General features: G+C 40.3%; 24 protein-coding genes and 2 pseudogenes. 12 read left to right on the forward strand and 14 right to left on the reverse strand.

Annotated features, from left to right (window positions below):
• The first annotated feature begins 25 nt into the window (after nucleotides 1–25).
• The 5 genes from JEP71_RS16285 (at nucleotide 26) to flgL (ending at nucleotide 5,606) form a co-directional block, all read left to right on the forward strand.
• Nucleotides 26–769, forward strand: coding sequence for a flagellar basal body L-ring protein FlgH (locus JEP71_RS16285; protein ID WP_023581820.1), 744 nt, complete (start codon nucleotides 26–28; stop codon nucleotides 767–769).
• A 14-nt stretch (nucleotides 770–783) separates the two neighbouring features.
• Nucleotides 784–1,890 carry a flagellar basal body P-ring protein FlgI gene (locus JEP71_RS16290; protein WP_099075765.1) on the forward strand — a complete coding sequence of 369 codons (1,107 nt, stop codon included), beginning with the start codon at nucleotides 784–786 and terminating at the stop codon, nucleotides 1,888–1,890.
• Complete coding sequence (gene flgJ, locus JEP71_RS16295) at nucleotides 1,890–2,876, forward strand: flagellar assembly peptidoglycan hydrolase FlgJ (protein ID WP_109373795.1); 987 nt, start codon at nucleotides 1,890–1,892, stop codon at nucleotides 2,874–2,876. The genes JEP71_RS16290 and flgJ overlap by 1 nt, the downstream gene beginning before the upstream one ends.
• A gap of 117 nt (nucleotides 2,877–2,993) precedes the next feature.
• Nucleotides 2,994–4,634: a flagellar hook-associated protein FlgK gene (flgK, locus tag JEP71_RS16300; RefSeq protein ID WP_198626599.1), complete on the forward strand. Its 1,641-nt coding sequence runs from the start codon at nucleotides 2,994–2,996 to the stop codon at nucleotides 4,632–4,634.
• Between the two features lie 27 nt (nucleotides 4,635–4,661).
• Complete coding sequence (flgL, locus tag JEP71_RS16305) at nucleotides 4,662–5,606, forward strand: flagellar hook-associated protein FlgL (RefSeq protein ID WP_198626600.1); 945 nt, start codon at nucleotides 4,662–4,664, stop codon at nucleotides 5,604–5,606.
• A gap of 87 nt (nucleotides 5,607–5,693) precedes the next feature.
• On the opposite strand, the pseudogene JEP71_RS17610 reads toward flgL, so the two are convergent.
• From JEP71_RS17610 to fliF, 14 genes and pseudogenes are all read right to left on the reverse strand, one after another.
• A pseudogene (locus JEP71_RS17610) lies at nucleotides 5,694–5,819 on the reverse strand (GNAT family N-acetyltransferase); the annotation flags it as partial.
• Nucleotides 5,820–5,975: 156 nt separating this feature from the next.
• A complete protein-coding gene (fliR, locus tag JEP71_RS16310; protein WP_098942426.1) occupies nucleotides 5,976–6,758 on the reverse strand; it encodes a flagellar biosynthetic protein FliR in 783 nt (260 codons plus the stop codon).
• A 5-nt stretch (nucleotides 6,759–6,763) separates the two neighbouring features.
• Nucleotides 6,764–7,033: a flagellar biosynthesis protein FliQ gene (fliQ, locus tag JEP71_RS16315; protein WP_069367481.1), complete on the reverse strand. Its 270-nt coding sequence runs from the start codon at nucleotides 7,031–7,033 to the stop codon at nucleotides 6,764–6,766.
• A 15-nt stretch (nucleotides 7,034–7,048) separates the two neighbouring features.
• A complete protein-coding gene (fliP, locus tag JEP71_RS16320) occupies nucleotides 7,049–7,819 on the reverse strand; it encodes a flagellar type III secretion system pore protein FliP (RefSeq protein WP_232797659.1) in 771 nt (256 codons plus the stop codon).
• Nucleotides 7,819–8,265, reverse strand: a complete 447-nt coding sequence (gene fliO, locus JEP71_RS16325) for a flagellar biosynthetic protein FliO (RefSeq protein WP_198626601.1) — start codon at nucleotides 8,263–8,265, stop codon at nucleotides 7,819–7,821. Before fliO ends, fliP begins: the two co-directional genes overlap by 1 nt.
• A gap of 3 nt (nucleotides 8,266–8,268) precedes the next feature.
• Entirely contained in the window at nucleotides 8,269–8,679 is a 411-nt protein-coding gene (fliN, locus tag JEP71_RS16330) for a flagellar motor switch protein FliN (protein WP_006533153.1), read from the reverse strand.
• Nucleotides 8,672–9,703, reverse strand: coding sequence for a flagellar motor switch protein FliM (fliM, locus tag JEP71_RS16335; RefSeq protein WP_109373789.1), 1,032 nt, complete (start codon nucleotides 9,701–9,703; stop codon nucleotides 8,672–8,674). The genes fliN and fliM overlap by 8 nt, the downstream gene beginning before the upstream one ends.
• A 5-nt stretch (nucleotides 9,704–9,708) precedes the next feature.
• Nucleotides 9,709–10,191, reverse strand: a complete 483-nt coding sequence (gene fliL / locus JEP71_RS16340) for a flagellar basal body-associated protein FliL (protein ID WP_109373788.1) — start codon at nucleotides 10,189–10,191, stop codon at nucleotides 9,709–9,711.
• A 177-nt stretch (nucleotides 10,192–10,368) separates the two neighbouring features.
• Nucleotides 10,369–11,772: a flagellar hook-length control protein FliK gene (locus JEP71_RS16345; RefSeq protein WP_198626602.1), complete on the reverse strand. Its 1,404-nt coding sequence runs from the start codon at nucleotides 11,770–11,772 to the stop codon at nucleotides 10,369–10,371.
• A complete protein-coding gene (gene fliJ, locus JEP71_RS16350) occupies nucleotides 11,772–12,218 on the reverse strand; it encodes a flagellar export protein FliJ (RefSeq protein ID WP_006533149.1) in 447 nt (148 codons plus the stop codon). The genes JEP71_RS16345 and fliJ overlap by 1 nt, the downstream gene beginning before the upstream one ends.
• A gap of 36 nt (nucleotides 12,219–12,254) precedes the next feature.
• A complete protein-coding gene (fliI, locus tag JEP71_RS16355; protein WP_198619835.1) occupies nucleotides 12,255–13,622 on the reverse strand; it encodes a flagellar protein export ATPase FliI in 1,368 nt (455 codons plus the stop codon).
• Nucleotides 13,622–14,341, reverse strand: coding sequence for a flagellar assembly protein FliH (gene fliH / locus JEP71_RS16360; protein WP_109373785.1), 720 nt, complete (start codon nucleotides 14,339–14,341; stop codon nucleotides 13,622–13,624). Before fliH ends, fliI begins: the two co-directional genes overlap by 1 nt.
• Entirely contained in the window at nucleotides 14,334–15,332 is a 999-nt protein-coding gene (gene fliG, locus JEP71_RS16365; protein WP_109373784.1) for a flagellar motor switch protein FliG, read from the reverse strand. The genes fliH and fliG overlap by 8 nt, the downstream gene beginning before the upstream one ends.
• Nucleotides 15,329–17,056, reverse strand: a complete 1,728-nt coding sequence (gene fliF / locus JEP71_RS16370; RefSeq protein ID WP_198619836.1) for a flagellar basal-body MS-ring/collar protein FliF — start codon at nucleotides 17,054–17,056, stop codon at nucleotides 15,329–15,331. Before fliF ends, fliG begins: the two co-directional genes overlap by 4 nt.
• Nucleotides 17,057–17,332: 276 nt before the next feature.
• Between fliF and fliE the strand changes: the two genes are divergently transcribed.
• The 7 genes and pseudogenes from fliE to JEP71_RS16400 all read left to right on the forward strand — a co-directional run bounded on the left by fliE (nucleotide 17,333) and on the right by JEP71_RS16400 (nucleotide 21,655).
• Entirely contained in the window at nucleotides 17,333–17,644 is a 312-nt protein-coding gene (gene fliE / locus JEP71_RS16375) for a flagellar hook-basal body complex protein FliE (protein ID WP_004248328.1), read from the forward strand.
• A 487-nt stretch (nucleotides 17,645–18,131) separates the two neighbouring features.
• Entirely contained in the window at nucleotides 18,132–18,470 is a 339-nt protein-coding gene (locus JEP71_RS16380; RefSeq protein WP_198626603.1) for a GlpM family protein, read from the forward strand.
• Between the two features lie 74 nt (nucleotides 18,471–18,544).
• Nucleotides 18,545–18,672, forward strand: a pseudogene (locus JEP71_RS17615) (DUF6500 family protein); the annotation flags it as partial.
• A 104-nt stretch (nucleotides 18,673–18,776) separates the two neighbouring features.
• On the forward strand, nucleotides 18,777–18,992 hold the full coding sequence (locus JEP71_RS16385) for a hypothetical protein (RefSeq protein ID WP_023581839.1): 216 nt from the start codon (nucleotides 18,777–18,779) through the stop codon (nucleotides 18,990–18,992).
• Between the two features lie 352 nt (nucleotides 18,993–19,344).
• Nucleotides 19,345–20,478 (forward strand): hypothetical protein, encoded by a 1,134-nt coding sequence (locus JEP71_RS16390; protein WP_198626604.1) that lies wholly within the window; start codon nucleotides 19,345–19,347, stop codon nucleotides 20,476–20,478.
• Nucleotides 20,479–20,663: 185 nt separating this feature from the next.
• Nucleotides 20,664–20,945 (forward strand): DUF2622 domain-containing protein, encoded by a 282-nt coding sequence (locus JEP71_RS16395; protein WP_198619838.1) that lies wholly within the window; start codon nucleotides 20,664–20,666, stop codon nucleotides 20,943–20,945.
• Between the two features lie 251 nt (nucleotides 20,946–21,196).
• Nucleotides 21,197–21,655 (forward strand): GNAT family N-acetyltransferase, encoded by a 459-nt coding sequence (locus JEP71_RS16400; RefSeq protein WP_198619839.1) that lies wholly within the window; start codon nucleotides 21,197–21,199, stop codon nucleotides 21,653–21,655.
• Nucleotides 21,656–21,720 lie beyond the last annotated feature (65 nt).

Consider the following 21,720-nt stretch of genomic DNA (forward strand, 5'->3'; position numbering starts at 1 on the left):
GCGTATTACTAAAAGAGTATCGAAGATGGATACAAAGGTCATTACTGACAATTCTGGGGCAAGAAAGCTTAGTGTCAGATGGCGTCGTCATCAACGTTTAGGTACCGCCCTGTTGGTACTGACACTGGCGGGATGCGCACATATACCCAAAAAACCGTTAGTAGAAGGTAACACAACTGCGGTTCCAACGGCACCAACAGCACCTGCACCTAATGGCTCTATTTTTCAGTCAGCTCAGCCTGTTTATTTTGGCTATCAACCTCTATTTGAAGACAGACGTCCTCGAAATATTGGCGATACGCTAACGATTACATTGCAAGAAAACGTGAGTGCAAGCAAAAACTCATCCGCAAATGCGAGCCGTAATGGCAAAGCAGGATTCCTTGCTTCGATCACGCCAAGATTTTTGGAAGGATTGTTTGGTAATAGCCGTGCTGATATGGGAATGGAGGGAAACAGTGACTTTGGCGGTAAAGGTGGCGCAAATGCAAACAATACCTTTAAAGGCACCATCACTGTTACCGTCGATCAGCTTCTTGCCAATGGAAACCTGCACGTTATCGGTGAAAAGCAAATTGCTATCAATCAAGGTACTGAATTTATCCGTTTTTCAGGTGTTGTGAACCCAAGAACAATCAGTGGTGCTAATACCGTAAATTCAACCCAAGTTGCTGATGCTCGTATTGAATATATCGGAGACGGTTATATCAATGAAGCACAGTCTATGGGATGGCTACAACGCTTCTTCTTAAATGTATCACCTTTTTAATGAGTAGGGTCCAGATGAAAAAAATAGCGATGAGCCTTTTCTTTATCGTGATGACATGTGTCGGTTTTTCCGCTCATGCCGAACGGATCAGAGATCTCACCTCTGTTGAAGGGGTAAGAGAAAATGCGCTGATTGGTTATGGTTTGGTTGTGGGATTAGATGGAACGGGTGACCAAACAATGCAAACTCCGTTTACCACGCAAAGTCTGAATAACATGCTCTCACAATTGGGGATCACAGTACCACCTGGCACCAATATGCAATTGAAAAACGTTGCAGCGGTAATGGTAACTGCAAAATTACCGCCTTTTGGTCGTACAGGGCAATCAATCGACGTCGTTGTTTCATCCTTAGGTAATGCCAAAAGCTTACGTGGTGGTACGTTGCTGATGACACCATTAAAAGGTGTCGATAATCAGATTTATGCTTTAGCACAAGGCAATATTGTTGTCGGAGGAGCAGGTGCATCTGCGGGTGGTAATAGCGTTAAAGTGAACCAGTTGGCGGGTGGACGCATTAGCAGCGGAGCTATCATTGAACGTGAACTGCCTTCGCAATTTGGTCAAACAGGTCTGCTGAACCTACAACTGAATGAAGAAAACTTCACTTTGGCACAACACATCTCTGATACCGTTAATAAATTGCGCGGTGTAGGTACAGCTATTCCTTTAGATGCTCGTACAGTTCAATTGCGTGTTCCTATTGGTAAAAGTGAACAAGTACGTTTTCTGGCTGAAGTTCAAAACCTTGAAATTAAACGTGTTGTTGCAGATGCGAAAGTGATCATTAATGCAAGAACAGGTTCTGTTGTTATGAATCGTGATGTGACATTAGGAAGCTGTGCTATTGCTCAAGGCAACCTTTCCGTTACGGTTGATAGCCAAGTTAATGTAAGCCAACCTAATACTCCGTTTGCAGGGGGTAGCACTGTTGTAACGCGTAATACTAGCGTAAATATGAGTGAACAAGGTGGTTCATTACAACAAGTGAATGCAAGCGCAAGCTTAAACGAAGTGATCCGCACATTAAATGCACTTGGTGCAACACCAACAGATTTAATGTCAATTTTGCAAGCAATGGAAAGCGCGGGTTGCTTACGTGCGAGACTGGAGATTATCTGATGAAAGATTTATCTCTGCTTTCTTCAATGCCGACGATGTCTGCGCCGGCATATGACAGTAATGCATTGAATAAACTTAAATATCAGGTTGGGCAAAATGCTGATCAGCAAGGGCTGCGCCAAGTGGCGCAGCAACTTGAAGGTGTTTTTGTTCAAATGATGTTAAAGAGCATGCGTGATGCTATTCCTCAAGAAAGCATGTTCAACTCAGAAAGTACCAAGATGTACACCTCTCTTTATGATCAACAAATCGCTCAAGACTTATCACAAAAAGGCTTGGGCTTTGCTGACATGATAGAAAAACAACTTTCTGCCAAAGTCACGCTAGACCCAAGTGAAATGGCGGGCAAAACACCTATGCCATTAGATGGTAGTGATATATTTCAATCCATGCCAACGCAAGCATTGGGGCAAATTTATCGTGCGATGCAGCCCTATCAAAATGCAGTTGAAAGTACGATTGGCAAGCTTAAGGGCTTATCTGAAAGCAGTGCTTCTTTTGCTTCAAAACTGTTAGGGCCTGCAAAACAAGCCACAGAAGGTACTGGTGTACACCATCTTTTAGTTGTTGCTCAGGCTGCACTTGAATCAGGTTGGGGTAAGCGTGAAATTCTAACAGGTGACGGTAAACCGAGTTATAACCTGTTTGGTATTAAAGCAGGAAGTAGCTGGAAAGGGCCTGTTACGAATATCATGACAACTGAAGTGATCGATGGTAACTCGATTAAAATGCGTGACAATTTCCGTGTTTATGGCTCATATGTTGAAGCTATTCAAGATTACCTTAGATTGATCACTGAAAGTCCTCGCTACGCTAAAGTACCTCAAGCTCAAACTCCTGAACAAGCGGCTTACCGTATCCAAGAAGCAGGCTATGCTACCGATCCGGGTTATGCCAAAAAACTGGTTTCAATTATTGGTCAATTAAAAGGAAGTGGTGAGCAAGTTGCTAAAACTTATACTCACGATTTAAGCGACCTATTTTAATCATTTTCCCCTCAAGTTTAGAGGGGAAGAACCGATAATAAAGACCAGAGCATCCATTTAACTTGCCAGCTATGCTCCGTGCATACGGGTGATGACTAAACGTAAAAGGATAGACAAATGTCCAACAGTTTAATTAATACAGCGATGAGCGGACTTAATGCGGCACAAGCTGCGATGAGCACTGTGAGTAATAATATCGCTAACCAAAATGTGAAATGGTACAACCGTCAAATGACTGTTTTTAATGAAAACAGTGGCACAATGACCGGTAATGGTTATATCGGTAATGGTGTTAATGTTAGCCGTATTCATCGAGAATATAACGAATTCCTTGCTGGCCAAATGAACCGTGCAATGGCAAAACAAAGTGCTTTAAACAGTTATACCAAAAATATCTCACAAATTAATGATTTGTTAGCAGATAAAGGGAATGACGTTTCGAGCGCAATTGACGAATTTTTTACAAGCTTACCTAACGTTACCAATAACGCAGAAGATAATCCTGCGCGTACAACCGTTATTGGTAAAGCGGAAGCGATGGTTAATATGTTTGCTAAAGCAGACCAATCATTGCGCGATCTAGAAAAAGATATTAATAGTCAGGTCACTAACACCTCTAAAAATATCAATGAATATACAAAACAGATCGCAAAATTAAATAATGAAATCAGTCGTGCTAAAGGCTTTAATGGCGCTGAACCTAATGATTTATTAGACCAACGTGACCGTTTAGTTCAAGAGCTAAACACACTGGTTGATGTACAAGTGACTCAACAAGACGGTGGTTTTGTTAACGTCACATTTGCTAATGGTTTGCCATTAGTGTCTGGTACTCGTGCTTATGAAGTTTCTGCTATTCCATCTAATAAAAACAGCGAACGCCTTGTTATTGGTTATAGCAACGGTATTGATGAAGTTCGTGAAGTGGATGCAAAACGTATTAAAGGTGGCGAACTCGGCGGTACTTATCGTAGCCGTGAAGAAGTGTTAGATCCAAGCCGTAATCAATTAAACCAATTAGCGTTAGTGTTGGGCGATCAATTTAATAAACAGCATGAGCAAGGTTTTGATTTAAATGGCGACAAAGGTGGAAAATTCTTTGACCTTGGTGGCGCTCATGTTATGCCAAACGGCAAAAACAAAGGTAATGCCACCTTTGATGTGAAATATACTGACACTAAAGAAGTAAAAGCGGCTGATTATACGGTTAAATATGACGGCAGCAATTGGAATGTGACGGTAGAGCCGGGTGGTCGTAAAGTTGCATCTAAAGTTGGTGCAACGGGCGAATTAGAATTCGAAGGGATGAGTATCAAAGTCAATGGTACACCACAAAAAGACGATTCCATTGTCGTTCAATCTGTGGGTAACGTGATTGCTGGTATGAAAGTTGCTTTGACTGATCCTAGCAAAATTGCGGCAGCAGGTTCTAAAGATACTGGCCCAAGCGATAACGAAAACATGAAAAAACTGTTTGAGTTACCCGATGAAAAAATTATTGATGGTAAAACAACAATTGCTGGTGGTTATGGCTCATTGATCAGTATGGTCGGTAATAAAGTGAATACCGCTCAAGTTGACTTTGATGCTCAGGTTTCTATCACTAAAAGTATTGTAGAACAACAACAGTCTGTTTCTGGCGTGAACTTGGATGAAGAGTATGGCGAGATGTATCGCATTCAAGAATATTACATGGCAAATGCGAAAGTTATTCAAACAGCAAACAGTATGTTTGATGCGATTATGCAAGTTCTCTAAGCCTTCATCAGAATAAGGAATAACACGGTGCGTTTAAGTTCAAATCAAATTTTTAGTCAGCGAGTGGACAATATCACCAGTTCGCAAAGCAAATGGATGACTGAAGGAAATAAAATCTCCAGTGGTCGTCGCGTTGAAAAACCATCAGATGATCCAATGGCGGCTTCTCAAGCGGTGATGGTTAAACAATCTGAATCGCGTAATCAGCAGTATGCGACAGCTCGTGGATTTGCAAAAAACAGTATGTCTTTGCAGATGAGCTTAGCAAGCCAAATGGTGAATATTACAACCAAAATTCAAGAAACACTGGTTGCAGCAGGTAATGATGCAACATTAAGTGATGAAGACCGTTCGTCTTTAGCTGAACAATTAGCTGGTTTAAAAGACCAGCTAGTGGGTATTGGTAATACAAAAGATGGTGTGGGGCGTTATATTTTTGCAGGCTTCCAATCAGACAAACCTCCTTTTGTCGCTGATGCAACAGGCAAAATCACCTATCAAGGCGGTGATAAGCAAATTACCCAAAAAGTAGATAGTAATATTGAAATGGTCACTAACTTTACAGGGATCGAAACATTACAATCTTCAGGTAGTAAAGGGACAGAGCCAGACATTTTTAATGCCCTTGATGATGTGATTACAGCATTGCGTGACCCTTTAACAGGTAAATCACAAGCTGAGCGTGATGCTGCATTAGATAAAATTGATGCGGCAAACCGTATTAACCGTGCAACGCTAAATAATATTTCTAGTGTTGAAGCTAAATTAGGCTTACAACTTCAAGAGCTTGATAATTTAGATGATTTAGGTGCGGATACGTCTTTAAGAAATGCAAAACGTTTAAGCGAATTGCGTGATTTAGACTGGACACAAGCAATTTCAGATTATTACCAAGAAGAGTCTGTATTACAAGCTTCTTATAAAGTCTTTAACGACATGAAAGATATGTCGATGTTCAAAATGTATCGCTAATTATTTAGTTCGGTTCTAAGACATTTTGATATCACCCCTGGTATTTATTTATCAGGGGTTTTTTTTTATTGAATACAACAGATGAGTTCATTTCTTTAATGCTAGAAATAAAGTGTCTTTTTGTATTGAAGAGGCTTTAAAACCATTATGAAGATAAAACTGTTTTGCATTTTCTGTAAGAGCATGAACCATAATCGTTTGAACGCCCGCATTGACCGAGGGTTTACGGCGTTTTTCGCTAAAATGATGACAGGTATAATGATATACAAGGATTGTGGAATAAATGACCATTGATGGCTAGAGTGAAAACAGATTAATTTTAATGAGTGAGATGAAAAATAACTAATTAAAAGTTAATAATCCGAAATCTCAAGAAACCAACTGTTGCAATATCAATGTAATACGATTAAACGTATCGCTAAAGACACGCTCTGTAAACACAGGTAATGCAGGCATAATCATGGATAATGCTAACATACCGATAGTCAGCGTAAGAGGGAAGCCAACCACAAAGACTGAAAGTTGTGGTGTCATTCGGTTTAGAATACCTAATGAAAGGTTGAGTACTAAAAGTAGAGTGATTAATGGCATGGCTAACATCATACCGTTAATAAAGATTGTGCCACCACTTTGAACTAAAGTGAGAATACCTAATGAGTTAAACGTCTGATTTCCAATAGGAACAACATAGAACGTATCAACTAATATAGACAATAGCCATAAATGTCCATCAAATACCATAAATAATAGCATTGTTAGCATATTAAAAATACGTGCCAGAATAGGCATATTAGGGCCGCCTGATGGATCGACGAAGGTGGCGAATGAAAGCCCCATCTGTAAGCCAATCACTTCACCTGCATGACGAACAGAAGCGAACGCCAACTGCATTGATAACCCTAAAATTGTGCCAATTAGAATTTGTTGCAACAGTACCCAAAAGGCAATAAGCGAGAATAAAGGTACATTACTTTGCGGTAAGCCTGGTGCAACTAATGCAGTAATTAAAAAGGCGAGCGCAATGCGAAATTTTTTAGGTGTCTGCTTTTCACTAAATAGCGGTGCAGTGCTAAAAAGGGCGAGTATACGCACAAATGGCCAGAAAAAATCACTAATGTAGCCGTTAAGCATTTCACTGGTCAGGGTTATCATTGCTATTAACCAATCATCCCAGGAATGCCAGTAAATAAGTTATGCATATAATCGACAAGTAAACTTAACATCCAAGGACCCGCAACTAAAATAGCAGCTAATACAGCAAGAATTTTTGGAATAAACGACAATGTCATTTCGTTTATCTGCGTTGCAGCTTGAAGCATACTGATCACAAGACCCGTCACTAGAGCGGACAATAAAAGAGGGCCAGCTAGTGATAAAGCGATTTTCATCGCTTCAGTACCTAGTGCTAAGACGGATTCTGGTGTCATGGGGTTACCTCTGCGCTAATTGAAAAAGCTTTGTGCAAGCGAGCCTAGTATTAATTGCCAACCATCTACTAAAACAAAAAGCATGAGTTTAAATGGCAATGAGACTGTGGCAGGTGGCACCATCATCATACCTAGCGCCATTAATACACTGGCAACAACTAAGTCGATAATAAGAAAAGGAATAAAAATCATAAAACCGATTTGGAAGGCGGTTTTTAACTCACTCGTAATATAAGCAGGCACCAAAATACGCATTGGTACACTTTCGCGAGTTTCAAACGCAGGCGCATCGGCAAGACGAGCAAACAGAGCTAAGTCAGTTTCACGCGTTTGTTGCATCATAAACTGACGCAAAGGTTTAGAGCCATTCTCTAAGGCTTGCTCGAAGGTAATTTGATCTTCAGTAAATGGCATATAGGCATCTTGATAAATTTTATCAAAAACCGGTGCCATAATGAAAAAGGTCATAAATAACGCCAAACCAAGAACCACTTGGTTTGGTGGTGCAGAAGGTGTACCTAAAGCATTACGTAGTAATCCAAGGACAATAATAATGCGGGTAAAACTTGTCATCATCAGCAAAATAGCAGGAATAAACCCCAACGCTGTAATGAAGATTAATGTTTGTACTGGTAATGACCAACTTTGACCACCACCCGGTAAAGGCTGTGTAATAACACTCGGAAATTGGGCAAACGCACTGGTAGGTAACAAGATTAAAACCAGCACACTAGCGAAGAGACGCCAACGCTTTAATGCGTTAAAAAAAGTGACACACTGATGCATTATGAGTTGCCTTTATCTCGCTTTAGCGTTTTTTGTAATATTTGAGTAAACAATGGCGATGTTGGTGATGAGTTCGCTTCCTGCGAGGCTTTATCAGGGACGGGTAATTTATGCAGCAGATTTACCTGCGATGCAGTTACACCTAATACGAGCCATTCCTGTTCTACTTCAACCACCACCACACGTTCTTTTGCACCTAATGAACAACTTGCTTTAACGCTAAGTTGTGCTGTCGTTCCTTTAAATGAACCACGGGTAAAGCCAAAACGGCGAAATAACCACATAGCAACAATAATAAGAACGATAATGCCTGCAAGTGCCGAGCTAACTTGAGCAAGACTTTGACCTACAGGCAACGGCTGTGTAGGTGTTTGAACAGTTTGTGTTGTAGCGGGTGCGGTAGTATTTACCGCACCTTGGCTGGAAAAGGAAGGAAGCTGTTCCATAGATTAACGGCTCAGACGACGCATACGTTCTGATGGCGTAATGATATCGGTAATGCGAATACCGTATTTATCAGAAACAACAACAACTTCACCTTGAGCGATTAAATAGCCATTGATAAGAATATCAAGAGGCTCACCAGCTAAACCATCCAGTGAAACGACAGAACCTTGTGACAGGCTCAGTAATTTTTTAATGGTCATTTTGGTACGGCCTAACTCTACTGTTAATTTGACTGGAATATCCATAATCAAATTGATATCAGATAGATGGTTCAGCGTATCGTCTTCAGGTAAAAGATGTTCAAATAGATCGGAACTATTATCCTGGCTTTTCCCAGTTTGCTGTTCCATTGCATCAGCCCACATATCCTCAGCCGATTGTGAATTATCAGTTGGGCGATTTGCATCACTCATTGGTTTGTTCCTCATCCAGAGCGTTTAAAACAGGGTTAATTAGGTGTTCAACACGAAGGGCATATTGCCCATTTACTGTACCGTATTGGCTTGTTAATACGGGCACACCATCAACATGTGCAATCAATCTTTCTGGTCTATCAATTGGGATAACATCCCCAGCTTTAAGTGTTAGCACTTTTGATAAACGCAGTGGGATGTCAGCAAAGTTTGCGACCAGTTCTAGCTCTGAATGCTGAACTTGGTTGACTAAACTATCTAACCAAACCCCATCTTCTTGACGAACATTTTCAATTGGTGGATTAATCAGTCGTTCACGTAATGGTTCAATCATGGCAAATGGAATACAAATACTAAATTCCCCAACCATTGAACCAATTTCCACCTGAAAAGGTGTTGTAACAACAATGTCATTCGGTGATGAGGTGATATTGGTAAATTTCACCTGCATTTCAGAACGAACATATTCCACCTGAATTTTGAATATGGAATCCCAAGCATCACGGTAGGCATCAAGTGCCAGTTTCAACATTTTGTTGATGATCCGCTGCTCTGTGTTGGTAAATTCACGTCCTTCCACAGGGATTGGAAAACGGCCATCACCACCGAACAGGTTATCTACCGCGATATAAACCAGATTGGGTTCAAAGGTAAATAATGCTGTTCCTCGTAAAGGCTTTAAATGCACCAAGTTAAGGTTTGTTGGCACAGGTAAGTTACGAGCAAAGTCGTGATAAGGGTGAATTTTAACGCCACCAACAGTAATGTCAGGACTCCGACGGAGCATGTTAAACAGCCCCATACGGAATTGACGTGCAAAGCGTTCGTTAATAATTTCTAACGACTGTAAACGTTCTCGAACCACACGACGTTGCGTGTTGGGGTCATAAGGCTGAATATCCGGTTCATTCGGATCCTTCGCTATCGCAGGTTCCCTGTTCGCGCTTTTTTTGGCGTCGTCACCTGATGTGTCATCATTCAGCAGAGCATCAATCTCTGCCTGTGAAAGGATATTATCGCTCATAATGATTATCGCAGAATAAACGTGGTAAACAGTACATCGGAGAGGATCTGTTCAGATTCTCCCGGTACGAGAGTCGGTCTCAGCGTTTCTTTTACATCCGTCATTAGCTGGAGTTTTCCATTGTCTGTCGCAAGCTTATTAGCCTGTTGACGAGAAAGCAGTAATAACAAGCGGCTACGAACCTCAGGTAAATAATCATGTAGACGTTTACGAGTTTCTTCATTATGTAATCTTAATGTGATCCCTATGTAGAGCACTCTGTCTAAGTGTTCTTCGTCATCAATTAAATTTACCGTAAAGGGTTCTAATGACATAAAAACGGGTGCTGGTATAACTTTTTCCTGATTTGTGCCCGCTGAACCTGATTTAGCATGCTTCAATGCCCACCAACTATATCCACCGAATGCCGCTGCAATAATGGCGATCACCAATAATACGATGATCAGAATTAAGCTATAGCTTTTACGTTCATTGCTGTAATTAGACATGGACAGTTAAATTCCTGTTTTGTAGTGGATACGTGTTCACTGTTGTGGACTTCCATATCCATCTAAATCAACCTTAATTATCCCGCTATTTCTGTTTTTTAATTGCAGAAACAGATAGGGAAAAAACCATTAACTCTTACGTTTATTGACATAGGGTGTCCTCCCAATACATTTGTATTAGGCAAAAATATCAACACCACCACGAGCAGATGCTAATTCTTGAGGCGTAAGGGTTATCTTTTGTAGTGCCGTTTCAGAGGCTAATTGCAGAGAATTACCCTCGCTTCCTTGATGATTATCGGCACCATCTCCACTAAATTGAGAGGAATCTGACATATTTTGTTGTTGCCAACTGTCATGAGTGTCGCTAGACACCTGACTCTGCGTGAGCTGGATCCCATTTTCAGAGAGAGCTTGACGCAATTGATGCATGGCATTTTCTAATACAGAACGAACTTGTCCATTTTGTGAAGCAAGGTGCAACTGCGCTTGCCCATCTTCTATTTTCATGCGGATATGCAATGAACCTAGCTCTTCAGGGTGTAAACGTAGCTCTGCCTTTTGTAAGCCATTACGGCTAAACATCACAATTTGTTGATTTAGTTGCTGTTGCCACTCTTGTGTTCCCACTTGTGCATTTAATACCTGTGTTGCCATCGGTGAAAATTGCATTTGTGGTTGTGTTGAAGAGTGAGCATGAGCCGTAATGCTTTGCGAAGCCAAAGAAGAAGAGGTAGAAAGGGTGTTGTGAAGATCGCTTTCTACAACACGATTACCTGTCACCATTTGCTGAGCAACATTGTCCGCTAATTTTGCATTTGCAACTTGCTTATCGCCGTTTAGCAATGCATTCACTTTTTCTGCTGTTGGCGTTAAAAGTGTCGCGATGCTATCTACTTTTTTCGCAGAAGGCTTTTCTGTTTGATTAGCAGCGACAAGCGTACTTTCTGTTGCTAATGTCGCCGTCTCTGGACGTAGCTGGGTTAACAAGGACTTTTCATCTGATTTTGATAGATTAAGCTTGTCGGTAAGGTTGAAGTCCGACATATCACCATCTTTTGAAATAGTGCGTGCTAACGAGGCTAAATCTTCACCACGTTTAACTGATTGAGGCTGTTGTAATGCTTGAGTCAGTTGCTCTGAGGGAAGGGTAAGCCGTTTTAATCCAGGTAGTCCTGCTAACTGAACGGGAAGTTCAGCAGCAAGTTCTTCTGCTGACATTAATAAAGAAGGGGTTTTATTTTCAACAATAGCCGCAAATTGTTCATTATCTGGCAAAGTCAGAGTCAATTGAGATTTCTCAAAAGATGGCTCTTCTATCACATTGGGTTCTGTGGTGACAGACGCAAGATGACTACCGTCTTCTTTTGTTTTGTCTTCATCAGAGTGTGAATGTGCTTTGTTTTCTTTCGTTGAATGGTTTGTGATATTGGCTGTCTTTTTATCACTCTGTGTATTTTGGGGTTGAGAGCCCAAAAGCTGAGCAAATGTCGGGGCATTATCACCGGGCTGACTATTTGAAGCGGATGTCGTTCCCGAAGAGGCTGCAGCGACATCCATGGTCAGAAGCGTTATCTCCATCAAGTTGTTCTCCGTAAAGTACTACGCTGTGCGTACTCGTCCATTTGTTTCTGTTCAATACGATCAAGATGTCGCTTACGGCTATCTTCAGCACGTTGCTCCAAAGTCTCAAATGCATTGAGTCGTTGCTGTTTTTCTCTCCATTGTTCAGTTGCAAGATCGAGCTGCGCCTGCCAATGTTGAAGTTGTTGTTTATGTTGTTCGATAGTCAATTCGAGCGTTTTGAGAAATTGTTGGTAGTTTTGCCACGATGCTGACGACATCCCCCCCAAATTCAACGTTTCATTTAGACGTACACGGTATTCATCCTGATACCCAATCAACATATTGAGTTGCTGTTCCATTTGTTGATGACTCTGCCGGACCTGAGCCAGTTGAATAGCGGCTTGTTCAGCCGCTGTCTGTGCCAGTTCTCTCAGTGTCACTAAAGGTGACTGCTCCCGCATTGGAACCCTCTTTACTTTCTCTGATTATGTTCAGAATTAGTTTACTGTGATCAGTTGATTAAGTTGCTCACATGCACTTTGATAACTGCATTGCTCTTGGATATCTTGTTGTAAGAACTTCGCGAGGGACGGATAAAGTGCAATGGCTTTATCAAGCATAGGATCACTACCCGCAGCATAAGCACCTACGTTAATTAAATCGCGGTTACGTTGATAGCTAGACAAAAGCTGTTTAAATACTTGTACGCGACGATAATGTGTTTTATCAATCAGTGATGTCATTGCACGGCTAATAGAGGCTTCGATATCAATAGCAGGGTAGTGCCCAGATTCTGCCAGAGAACGCGAAAGCACGATATGACCATCTAAAATCGCACGAGCAGAGTCTGCAATTGGATCTTGCTGATCATCACCTTCAGTTAAAACAGTATAGAAAGCCGTGATAGAACCACCACCATCAACGCCATTTCCTGCACGTTCGACGAGTGCAGGTAATTTAGCGAAGACAGAAGGTGGATACCCTTTGGTTGCAGGCGGTTCGCCTACAGCAAGAGCGATTTCACGTTGCGCCATACTGTAACGTGTGAGTGAGTCCATAATCAGTAAGACATGTTTTCCGCGATCACGAAAATCTTCTGCAATACGCGTTGCATAAGAAGCACCTTGCATACGAAGAAGTGGTGATACGTCAGCAGGTGCTGCTACAACCACTGAGCGTGCTAAACCTTCAGTACCGAGAATATTTTCGATAAAGTCTTTAACTTCACGTCCACGTTCACCAATTAATCCAACAACAATGACATCAGCTTGGGTAAAACGCGCCATCATGCCTAATAGCACACTTTTACCTACACCAGAACCTGCAAAAAGCCCCATACGCTGACCACGACCCACGGTTAACAGTGAGTTGATTGCACGCACGCCTACATCCAGTACATCAGTAATAGGGGTACGTTGTAGTGGATTGATAGGTGGAGTGATCAGTGGCGCACGATAACCTGTATCGGGTGGTGGTAAACCATCTAAAGGATAACCAGAGCCATCTAAAACACGCCCTAACAGCGCATCGCCAAGAGGCAATTGGCGACCTTCATTTTCACCACTCGGAGTGGCCTGTGCATAAACACGAGCACCCGGTGTTAATCCCTCGACTTCCTGTAAAGGCATTAACAACATTTGGCTACCATTGAACCCAACGACTTCACTTTCAACTTCTTCAACAGTTTTACCAATGGTACGTTCTATTAAACACGTAGAGCCAAGGGGCATAACAAGCCCCTTAGCTTCCATGACTAAACCTGTTGCTCTGGTTAAACGACCATATTGACGTACACGCGGAATTTTATTTAAACGTGCTTCTGCATCACTGAGTTTTTCTAACCAACGCCCCAATCTTGCTGTCATTACAACGCCTCCGGAGCAGCAAGACGACAAAGCTCATGCCAACGAGTTGCAATCGTGGCATCAAGATCGCCATCATTTGTCACAACACGGCATCCACCAACATGAATACTGTTATCGGCAACTACTTTCCAACCATGAGCAGAAAGTGAATCACCCAGCTCTTTTTCAATTTGTGGAATATGTTTTGGGTTAACTCTTAACTGTGGGTTGTTTGAGAACATTTGTTCTTGTTGCAACATTAAGGTTATTTGCGCCAGTAATGCAGACCCATCACAAACAGCAGGCTGACCCAGAACTTCTTTTGCCGCTGTGAGGGCGATTTGCATTAAACGTGAAGCAATAACACTGTCTAACCCATTTAAAGAGTGCCTAAATTCAGCCAACAATCCTTGCCATTCATTAATTAATGGCGATTGTTGAGCAATGCCTTGGCGAATACCTTCTTCAATACCTGATTGTAATCCAGCCTGATAGCCTTCCTGATAACCCTGGTTTTTCCCTGCCTCAAAGCCTTCAGCGTGGCCCAATTTTTGAGCCTTTTCTTTCATGTCATCAAGCATATTAATTTGCTCAAGGACTTTCTGTTGCTGAACGACTTCTTTTTCCTGTTTTTCGACTTCCTTTTCGTCTTCTGTCGTGTCCTCGACATTTAATGCCCAATCAGTGAGTTCTTTGGGAACCCAAGGCTTCCAGTTAGTATCAGTATGTTTATCAGACATAGGTATCGTCTCCTCCATGAAGAACAACCTCACCAGTCTCTGCTAATTTGCGTACCACAAGCAGAATTGCTTTCTGCTCTGCTTCCACTTGAGACATACGAACAGGGCCGCGAGAACTCAAGTCATCACGCATGATCTCAGCAGCACGTTGCGACATATTGGCAAGGAAGTGATCGCGCAGCTCTTGATCGCACCCTTTCAATGCCACAACCAAGGAGTCGGATTCCACTTCCTGTAGAATGCGCTGAATTGAACGGTTGTCGATATCGATAAGGTTTTCGAACAGGAACATTTCGTCGATAATTTTTTGTGCCAATTCACCGTCGTAATCGCGAACTGCAGTAATGACATTCTCTTCTTGCTGGCTCTTCATCAAGTTGATGATTTCAGCAGCAGTACGAACACCACCCATTTTACTGCGTTTGAGGTTTTGACCATCAAGCAGGTTATTCAGTACTTCAGTTAACTCTGCTAATGCTGACGGCTGAACACCCCCAAATGTCGCGATACGAAGCATTACGTCATTACGCAGTTTCTCATCGAACAGTGCCAGAATATCTGCCGCTTGACCTCGTTTAAGGTGAACCAAGATGGTTGCGATAATCTGCGGATGTTCGTCGCGGATAATATCGGCAGCCATTTGTGGTTCCATAAAGTTAAGCGTTTCAATCCCTGTTGAAGTTTCTCGTGTTTCAGAGATCTCATCTAACAGGTTATTAGCGCGTTCTTCACCCAAGGCTTTAACAAGAACAGAGCGCAAGTAGTCATTTGCATTCACGTTCAATGCGGCATATTGAACCGCATCTTCTTCAAAGCTTGCCATAACATCAATTAATTGCTGATTTGAGATATGGCGCATTGATGACATTGCAATACTGAGTTGCTGAACTTCTCGTGTACTTAGATGTTTAAATACTTCCGCCGCTCGGTCTTCACCGAGAGTTAGTAACATAACGGCGCTTTTTTCGGTTCCAGTTAAGTTATTACTCATTGCTCTTTACTCATCCATTGACGAATTACCATTGCGACGACACGAGGATCTTTCTCTGCCATTTCACGGATACGTTGGCTCTGCAATTCGGCACTCACACGTTTACGTGCTTGTTTACGTCTTGCTTCGTCATCTAATTCTGCTTCATCAACATCATCTTTAACTTGTAGCTTGGTTTTCAGCACGGCTTTCTGTGCAGCAATTTCAGCTTCACGGCGTTTTTCAAGCTGTGGTTTCACCAGTTTGCGCCATAAGATCCATGCGATGATGACAAGTAATAACCAGCGACCTAAATCTAATGCTTTCGCAAGAATATCTGGGTTTTCCCATACAGGAACGGTGATCACTTTCTCTTCAATATCGTTAAACTGGGAGTTCACGACACTTAAAGAGTCACCACGCTCTTGGGAATAGCCCATCGCTTCACGAACAAGTCCTTCAATTTGCTGAATTTGCTCATCAGTTAGCGGAACAAGTTTAGTTTCAACAACAGGCTCTTCGCCTTCAGCGGCTTCTTTCTTATCTTCAACTGTTTTGTAGTTCACAATAACAGCGACAGAAAGACGCTCGACATTACCTACTGGACGCTTGATATGGCGAATTCGGCGATCAACTTCATAGTTGGTTGTTTCATCTAAACGGCTATTACTGTTTGGATTACGCGTTAATGTGCGATTTGTACCCGTTGCATTGGCGTCATCTGCTTTCTCACCTTCTTGCGCTTTTGGCGCTTCAATAGGTGCTTGTGGTGGAGCAACAGGTTGATTAGATAATGCACCAGGAACGCCGCCAGCTAACATGCCACCATTCTGCTCACTTTGGCTCAATTGTTTTGAACGCACTGCGGCTTGATTTGGTGGCTGGTTTGGTTTGTACTCTTCAGCAGTCTCTTCTGTATGAGAGAAATCAACTTGAGCAGTCACCTGTGCATGAACGTTTCCACGACCCACAATTGGGCCTAATAACGTTTCAATACGTTGCTGATAACGGCTTTCTAGCTCTTGAACATATTTCAGTTGGATAGAATTAAGATCACGACCTAATGCATCAGGTTGTGTCAATAATTTGCCGCTTTGGTCGACGATGGTCACACTGCTATCAGGCATACCTGCAACACTGCTCGCAACGATATGCACGATGGCATTAATTTGACCTTCATCCAGCGCTCTACCCTGTAAAAGACCCACCGTAACGGATGCAGAAGGGGATTTCTGTTCACGAACAAAAAGAGATGGTTTTGGTAGTGCTAAATGAACTCGGGCATTTTGTACAGGACCTAATGTCTCGATAGTGCGAGCAAGCTCACCTTCAAGTGCACGTTGATAGTTAATCTGTTCACTAAATTGGCTGATCCCGAACTTTTCTTTATCTAACAGTTCAAAACCGGCAGCACCGCCTTTTGGAAGCCCCGCTTGCGCGAGTTTCAGGCGTAATTCATGAACCTGATTGTCAGGCACCATAATCGCTGCGCCATTTTGTGACAAGCGATAAGGTACATTCATCTGTGTTAACTGTGTGACAATTTCGCCACCGTCTTTATCGCTAAGATTACTATAAAGCACCTTATAATCAGGGCTTTGTAACCATAAAAATGCAGCAACAAAAATGGCAATAGCCGCCGAACCCGCAATAATGAGCGGAATTTTCGGATCGGCTTTTATCCGGTTAATAATGGCGTTAAAACCCTTATTCTGGTTCACAACGTCGGTTTTTTCGGCATTCATAGACAATCCTTGCCTTGTAGTTCGGGATGAATACTAAAAGCGTGGCGTAACAAAACAGACTCCCCTTACGCAAATAAATAAACCTACTCTCAGGTGTCTCATTATTGGCCTTTTGCGTTTCATTTAATGGCGTAATTAGCCCTTAACTTTTGCGTTAATTACTCGCTTTGGAATGAAGCCCCTGTGTTAGGGTATAACTCGGTAAGCGTGTTGGTTCACTTCCTTACTATGACATTGATTCAGTAATTGAATTAGATGATTAACGCAGAGGTTTATATGTCAATTCCAGCTATTGAAAGTGTTCTGGATAAAATGCAAATCCAGACTTTGCAAGCATCCAATATTGCGAAACCCCAGCCAGTACAAGCAGGATTTGCAACTCAGCTTGTTCAAGCCGTGGGTAAAATTAATGAAACTCGAGTGAATGCAACCAACAAAGTTCAAGCGTTTACCTTAGGTACTCCAGGTGTTGAATTAAACGATGTGATGGTGGATATGCAAAAATCCAGTATTTCATTACAAATGGGCGTACAAGTGCGTAATAAGTTAGTCGCTGCTTATCAAGAAATTATGAGCATGCAGGTGTAGTACCTTATTTATTTGATAAAGGTGACTTTTCTTTTCTATAACGAGATAAAAAACACCTAATCAAAATAGAGATGGGGCATCTTGCTCAATGTCATTGAATAGATGATATAAGCTTTCGAATGTGATTAAACATTCGAATACTTATACTATTGTTTGTTATTTATGATAATGAGCGCCCCGATTTTTGCAGATGGGATAGACACATCATTTTATTGATGTGCGCTTTTGCACATCTATATCAAAGCAACTCATTTTTTTATCTCTTCTTATCTTTCAAAAAAGATCAAAAGTAATTGTTAAATAAGTTAATTAACCTATGTTGGATTAGTTTTGTATAAAGCATAGTTATCATCTTTCTTCTCAATTTTTTCTATTTTATTTTCTAAATATTTAATTATATTTTAAATAACTAAAAATAAAACCAGCTCACATATCAATATGAATAAGTATGATAGTAGTAAGGTTTTTATAACTTGATGAAAAAATAATGGGATTACTGATTAAAGCACTGATAGGTGCGTTTGTAGTGGTATTAATTGCCGTTTTATCGAAATCTCGTCATTACTATATTGCGGGATTGGTTCCGTTATTTCCAACTTTTGCACTTATTGCACATTATATTGTTGGCTCTGAACGTTCTATTGAAGCGTTACGAACCACAATTATTTTTAGTTTATGGGCTGTTATTCCTTATATAATTTACCTAATTTCACTCTATGTGATGATCAACTATGTAAAATTATTTACAGCATTGGCTACGGCGGTTATTTGCTGGATTATCGCGGCTTGGTTGCTTATTCTGTTATGGAATAAATTTCATGGATAGAGTATTTACTCTTACCTATTTATTCTCACGCTAAAAAATAAAGATAGAGAGAATATGAGAAAATCACTACAACAAAAAATAACAATCCTGAATTACTTATGGAAGTTGCAACGTGGTGGATAATGACACATAAATTTGATCACTTTGAAAAAGCAGTAAAAATAAAAAAATAATACAATCAGAAATGGAAAATCACGCTTAATTTTCCTACGATAAAGTTCATCTTTTTATAAAACGATTTTATTAAACTAAAAATTATTGATTATTATCACATTAAAGCAGGTCATAAACGGCTATGGTAATTACATGATTAATAACGTAAACGGTGATGATATGGAATATTGGTTTATTGCGTATAAAGTGCGTTCCAGAAATGGTGATACCTACGCCGGACATAAAATTGTAGAAACAGAGAGTGGGATCACACCCCATATTGCGTTAGAAAAAGCATGTCAGGAAGTTGCTGAAGGAGCACAAGCCGATATTCCTGCGGTGAGAGTAGTTGCTTTTAATCGTTTATAAGACATTCTACCTAATAGAAAATCCTACATTTATTAATGTGGGATTTTTTTTATCTAAATTTAAGGATTGGTTATTTAATGCGCTTTATGTATAGATCGATTTACTAATAGAAATAATAAAAAAATAAGGTGTTCATTAATATAATTTAATTACATTGATCTGATAGCGATTTTTTATTTGTTTTACTTAATTAAAATTCAATTATGTGATCTCAGCTCTACTAATTTACTTTTACGCATTGAATAAAAAAAGGCTTATGGTTAATGTGCTGGTGGGCTAAGGAATAGCTCAATACAAGGAAATAAAAATCATTATTTTGATTTTTTAGTTATTAATAAAAGGAAATTTAATTATGACAGTATTAACCGTTTATTTATGTGGTACTGGGTCTAACTCATTTGATAATAATAATCCGACCTTCTGGCAAGGCGAATTAGTCTCCACTTTAGCGCAAAATAACCAAGGAAGAGAGTTTGCACAGTGGTTTATTGTTGATGGCCCGGGTAGTGGTAATCTGCAAGAAGATGATTTATGGGTTGAAAGTCCTAATTACTCTGATATCAAGGGTTCGCTATTTGGTAGTGGTTGGGAAGAAAACGTGAAGCATGCACTTTGCTTAATGAAAGGTAACTTTGATTGGCAACGTGAAAAGTTAACCGAAGAGCAGTATAACCAACTGAAAAAAGCGGGCATTCCCATTGAAGATGTCAAAGTAACAGGCTCTTTTTTATGGCGTAAATATGACTATGGCGATCGTCAAGTCACTCAGCAACAACTTCAACAGCAAATTATTCGAATCTTCCGTAAAGATGGCATTATTCCAACACAAGTTAACTTAGTGGGTTGGAGTCGTGGTGGTATTACTTGCCATATGTTAGCGAATGCGATGTTGGCAGATCCTCAATTAAAAGATATTCCCGTGAATATTTTTGCTATTGATCCTGTCCCAGGTCCACTGAATTTCCAACCTGAAAAAGTCACGCTTGGTAAAAACGTCAAAGAATATGTCGGATTTTATGCAAGAGATGAACGCTCTAAAGGATTTACTTGTGTTATTCCAACAATTGAATCTGAAACTAAAATGCATATTTTCCCTATTTCTGGACGTCATGCCACATTAGTGGGTAATGCTTCTTTAGATGGCGCTAATGGTGAAAATGGCTTATATGCTCCAGGTTTATTAGTCCGTCATTTTGCAGAGGTCTGTTTAACGCGCTGGGGCTGTGATTTAGCAAATAAATTAGCCTTAACGGATGCACAAATTACAGGCTATCACAGTGATATTGCTAATGATGCAGATAAATATGTAGCAATGCGTCGTAAAACCTATTCTATCCATGAAAGTACGGGTAAAGATGAACGTAAAGTCTCATTAGGTAAAGAGGGTAAAGCATTCTCTGAGATCCACGGTGGACAATATAATCCATCAGTAGGTTTAACCGCAGATTACTTATCTAATCAACAACTCTATGATGTGATTAAATAAATTATTATTTATCAGATTATTATGAGCTAATAAATCGCCCATAGTGAAGTGGGCGATTCTAATTTCAATCATTATCACATTATTTATCACAGTTTTTGACTAGGAAAATGATTGTTGATTTAATATACTGCCTTTTGAGAGCTAACAGAATTTCAATAGACATAGATAGACTGTAGGAGGTTTCTATGCCTGAGTTTACTGTTAGAGTAGAGTTATCCGATCCCGAAAATGCAGACTATGTGTTATTAACACAGAAGATGGTAAAAGAAGGGTTTAAAAAAGAGATTAATGGTTTGAAAGGTAAATATGTTCTGCCTCATGCAGAGTTTAATTATCATACTGAAACTAAAGATCACAAAGAAGTTATCGAGTTGGCTTTTTCAATTGCAGAAAAAATAACCTTAAATCCTGCCATTTTAGTGACAGAAGTAAAAAATAGAGCGTGGAAAGGGCTAGAGCGACTTTGAGATTATCTTTATAAATAGATAAGCAAAGTAATAAAAGTCATCAAGGCTCGTGGGGGAGTCTGAACGTATTGAGATTAACGGTTTTATCGCCTATCTTTCTGCATTGAGTATTTATTCTTCTGCATTTTTCACTAGCAAAACGCACCATCAACATTATCATTTCATTATTTATAGTAAACACAAATTTTGTCGATGATATTGCATTATCATTGATTGTTTTGTTATCACTTTTAAACCATGGGATAAAGTGCATGAATTGGGTTTTAAAATCATTTTCACAACTCACTACCGATGAGCTTTACGCTATTTTAGCCTTAAGAAATCAGGTTTTTATTTGTGAACAGCAATGTGCTTATCAAGATTTGGATGGTATTGATCAACAATCATTACATCTATTTGCTAATGATAAAATAACTTCGCAGTTAATCGCTTATGCGCGTTTATTACCTCAGGGTATGGTATTTCCACAGGCATCAATAGGGCGGGTGATTGTTGCTAAAGAGTATCGTGGTGGTGGCGTTGCTCATCTATTATTAAAAGAAGCTATTTCAGTATCTTTTAAACAGTTTAAAACCAATAGTGTAAAAATAATGGCTCAAACTTATTTAGTCGATTTTTATCAATCTCATGGTTTTGTTATCGACTCAGAAAGTTATCTTGAAGATAATATTCCTCATATCGATATGGTATTCATGCAGTCTAATAAATAAAATAACTTACAGATAAACCAGAAAAGAGTACGTTACCGATAACAAATTTAGCTGAATAAAAGTCT

Source organism: Proteus sp. PR00224 (assembly GCF_016238105.1).
GTDB lineage: Bacteria > Pseudomonadota > Gammaproteobacteria > Enterobacterales > Enterobacteriaceae > Proteus.

What these genes read in the sequence shown, in the direction of transcription:
- JEP71_RS16385 (WP_023581839.1), top strand. Translation starts at nt 18,777, where the DNA reads ATGATTAATAACGTAAACGGTGATGATATGGAATATTGGTTTATTGCG.
- fliM (WP_109373789.1), bottom strand. Translation starts at nt 9,703, where the DNA reads ATGAGCGATAATATCCTTTCACAGGCAGAGATTGATGCTCTGCTGAAT.
- fliJ (WP_006533149.1), bottom strand. Translation starts at nt 12,218, where the DNA reads ATGCGGGAGCAGTCACCTTTAGTGACACTGAGAGAACTGGCACAGACA.
- fliG (WP_109373784.1), bottom strand. Translation starts at nt 15,332, where the DNA reads ATGAGTAATAACTTAACTGGAACCGAAAAAAGCGCCGTTATGTTACTA.
- JEP71_RS16285 (WP_023581820.1), top strand. Translation starts at nt 26, where the DNA reads ATGGATACAAAGGTCATTACTGACAATTCTGGGGCAAGAAAGCTTAGT.
- flgJ (WP_109373795.1), top strand. Translation starts at nt 1,890, where the DNA reads ATGAAAGATTTATCTCTGCTTTCTTCAATGCCGACGATGTCTGCGCCG.
- fliE (WP_004248328.1), top strand. Translation starts at nt 17,333, where the DNA reads ATGTCAATTCCAGCTATTGAAAGTGTTCTGGATAAAATGCAAATCCAG.
- fliQ (WP_069367481.1), bottom strand. Translation starts at nt 7,033, where the DNA reads ATGACACCAGAATCCGTCTTAGCACTAGGTACTGAAGCGATGAAAATC.
- fliP (WP_232797659.1), bottom strand. Translation starts at nt 7,819, where the DNA reads ATGCATCAGTGTGTCACTTTTTTTAACGCATTAAAGCGTTGGCGTCTC.
- fliR (WP_098942426.1), bottom strand. Translation starts at nt 6,758, where the DNA reads ATGATAACCCTGACCAGTGAAATGCTTAACGGCTACATTAGTGATTTT.
- JEP71_RS16345 (WP_198626602.1), bottom strand. Translation starts at nt 11,772, where the DNA reads ATGGAGATAACGCTTCTGACCATGGATGTCGCTGCAGCCTCTTCGGGA.
- JEP71_RS16400 (WP_198619839.1), top strand. Translation starts at nt 21,197, where the DNA reads ATGAATTGGGTTTTAAAATCATTTTCACAACTCACTACCGATGAGCTT.
- fliI (WP_198619835.1), bottom strand. Translation starts at nt 13,622, where the DNA reads ATGACAGCAAGATTGGGGCGTTGGTTAGAAAAACTCAGTGATGCAGAA.
- fliN (WP_006533153.1), bottom strand. Translation starts at nt 8,679, where the DNA reads ATGAGTGATGCAAATCGCCCAACTGATAATTCACAATCGGCTGAGGAT.
- JEP71_RS16395 (WP_198619838.1), top strand. Translation starts at nt 20,664, where the DNA reads ATGCCTGAGTTTACTGTTAGAGTAGAGTTATCCGATCCCGAAAATGCA.
- JEP71_RS16390 (WP_198626604.1), top strand. Translation starts at nt 19,345, where the DNA reads ATGACAGTATTAACCGTTTATTTATGTGGTACTGGGTCTAACTCATTT.
- fliH (WP_109373785.1), bottom strand. Translation starts at nt 14,341, where the DNA reads ATGTCTGATAAACATACTGATACTAACTGGAAGCCTTGGGTTCCCAAA.
- JEP71_RS16380 (WP_198626603.1), top strand. Translation starts at nt 18,132, where the DNA reads ATGGGATTACTGATTAAAGCACTGATAGGTGCGTTTGTAGTGGTATTA.
- JEP71_RS16290 (WP_099075765.1), top strand. Translation starts at nt 784, where the DNA reads ATGAAAAAAATAGCGATGAGCCTTTTCTTTATCGTGATGACATGTGTC.
- fliF (WP_198619836.1), bottom strand. Translation starts at nt 17,056, where the DNA reads ATGAATGCCGAAAAAACCGACGTTGTGAACCAGAATAAGGGTTTTAAC.
- flgK (WP_198626599.1), top strand. Translation starts at nt 2,994, where the DNA reads ATGTCCAACAGTTTAATTAATACAGCGATGAGCGGACTTAATGCGGCA.
- fliO (WP_198626601.1), bottom strand. Translation starts at nt 8,265, where the DNA reads ATGGAACAGCTTCCTTCCTTTTCCAGCCAAGGTGCGGTAAATACTACC.
- fliL (WP_109373788.1), bottom strand. Translation starts at nt 10,191, where the DNA reads ATGTCTAATTACAGCAATGAACGTAAAAGCTATAGCTTAATTCTGATC.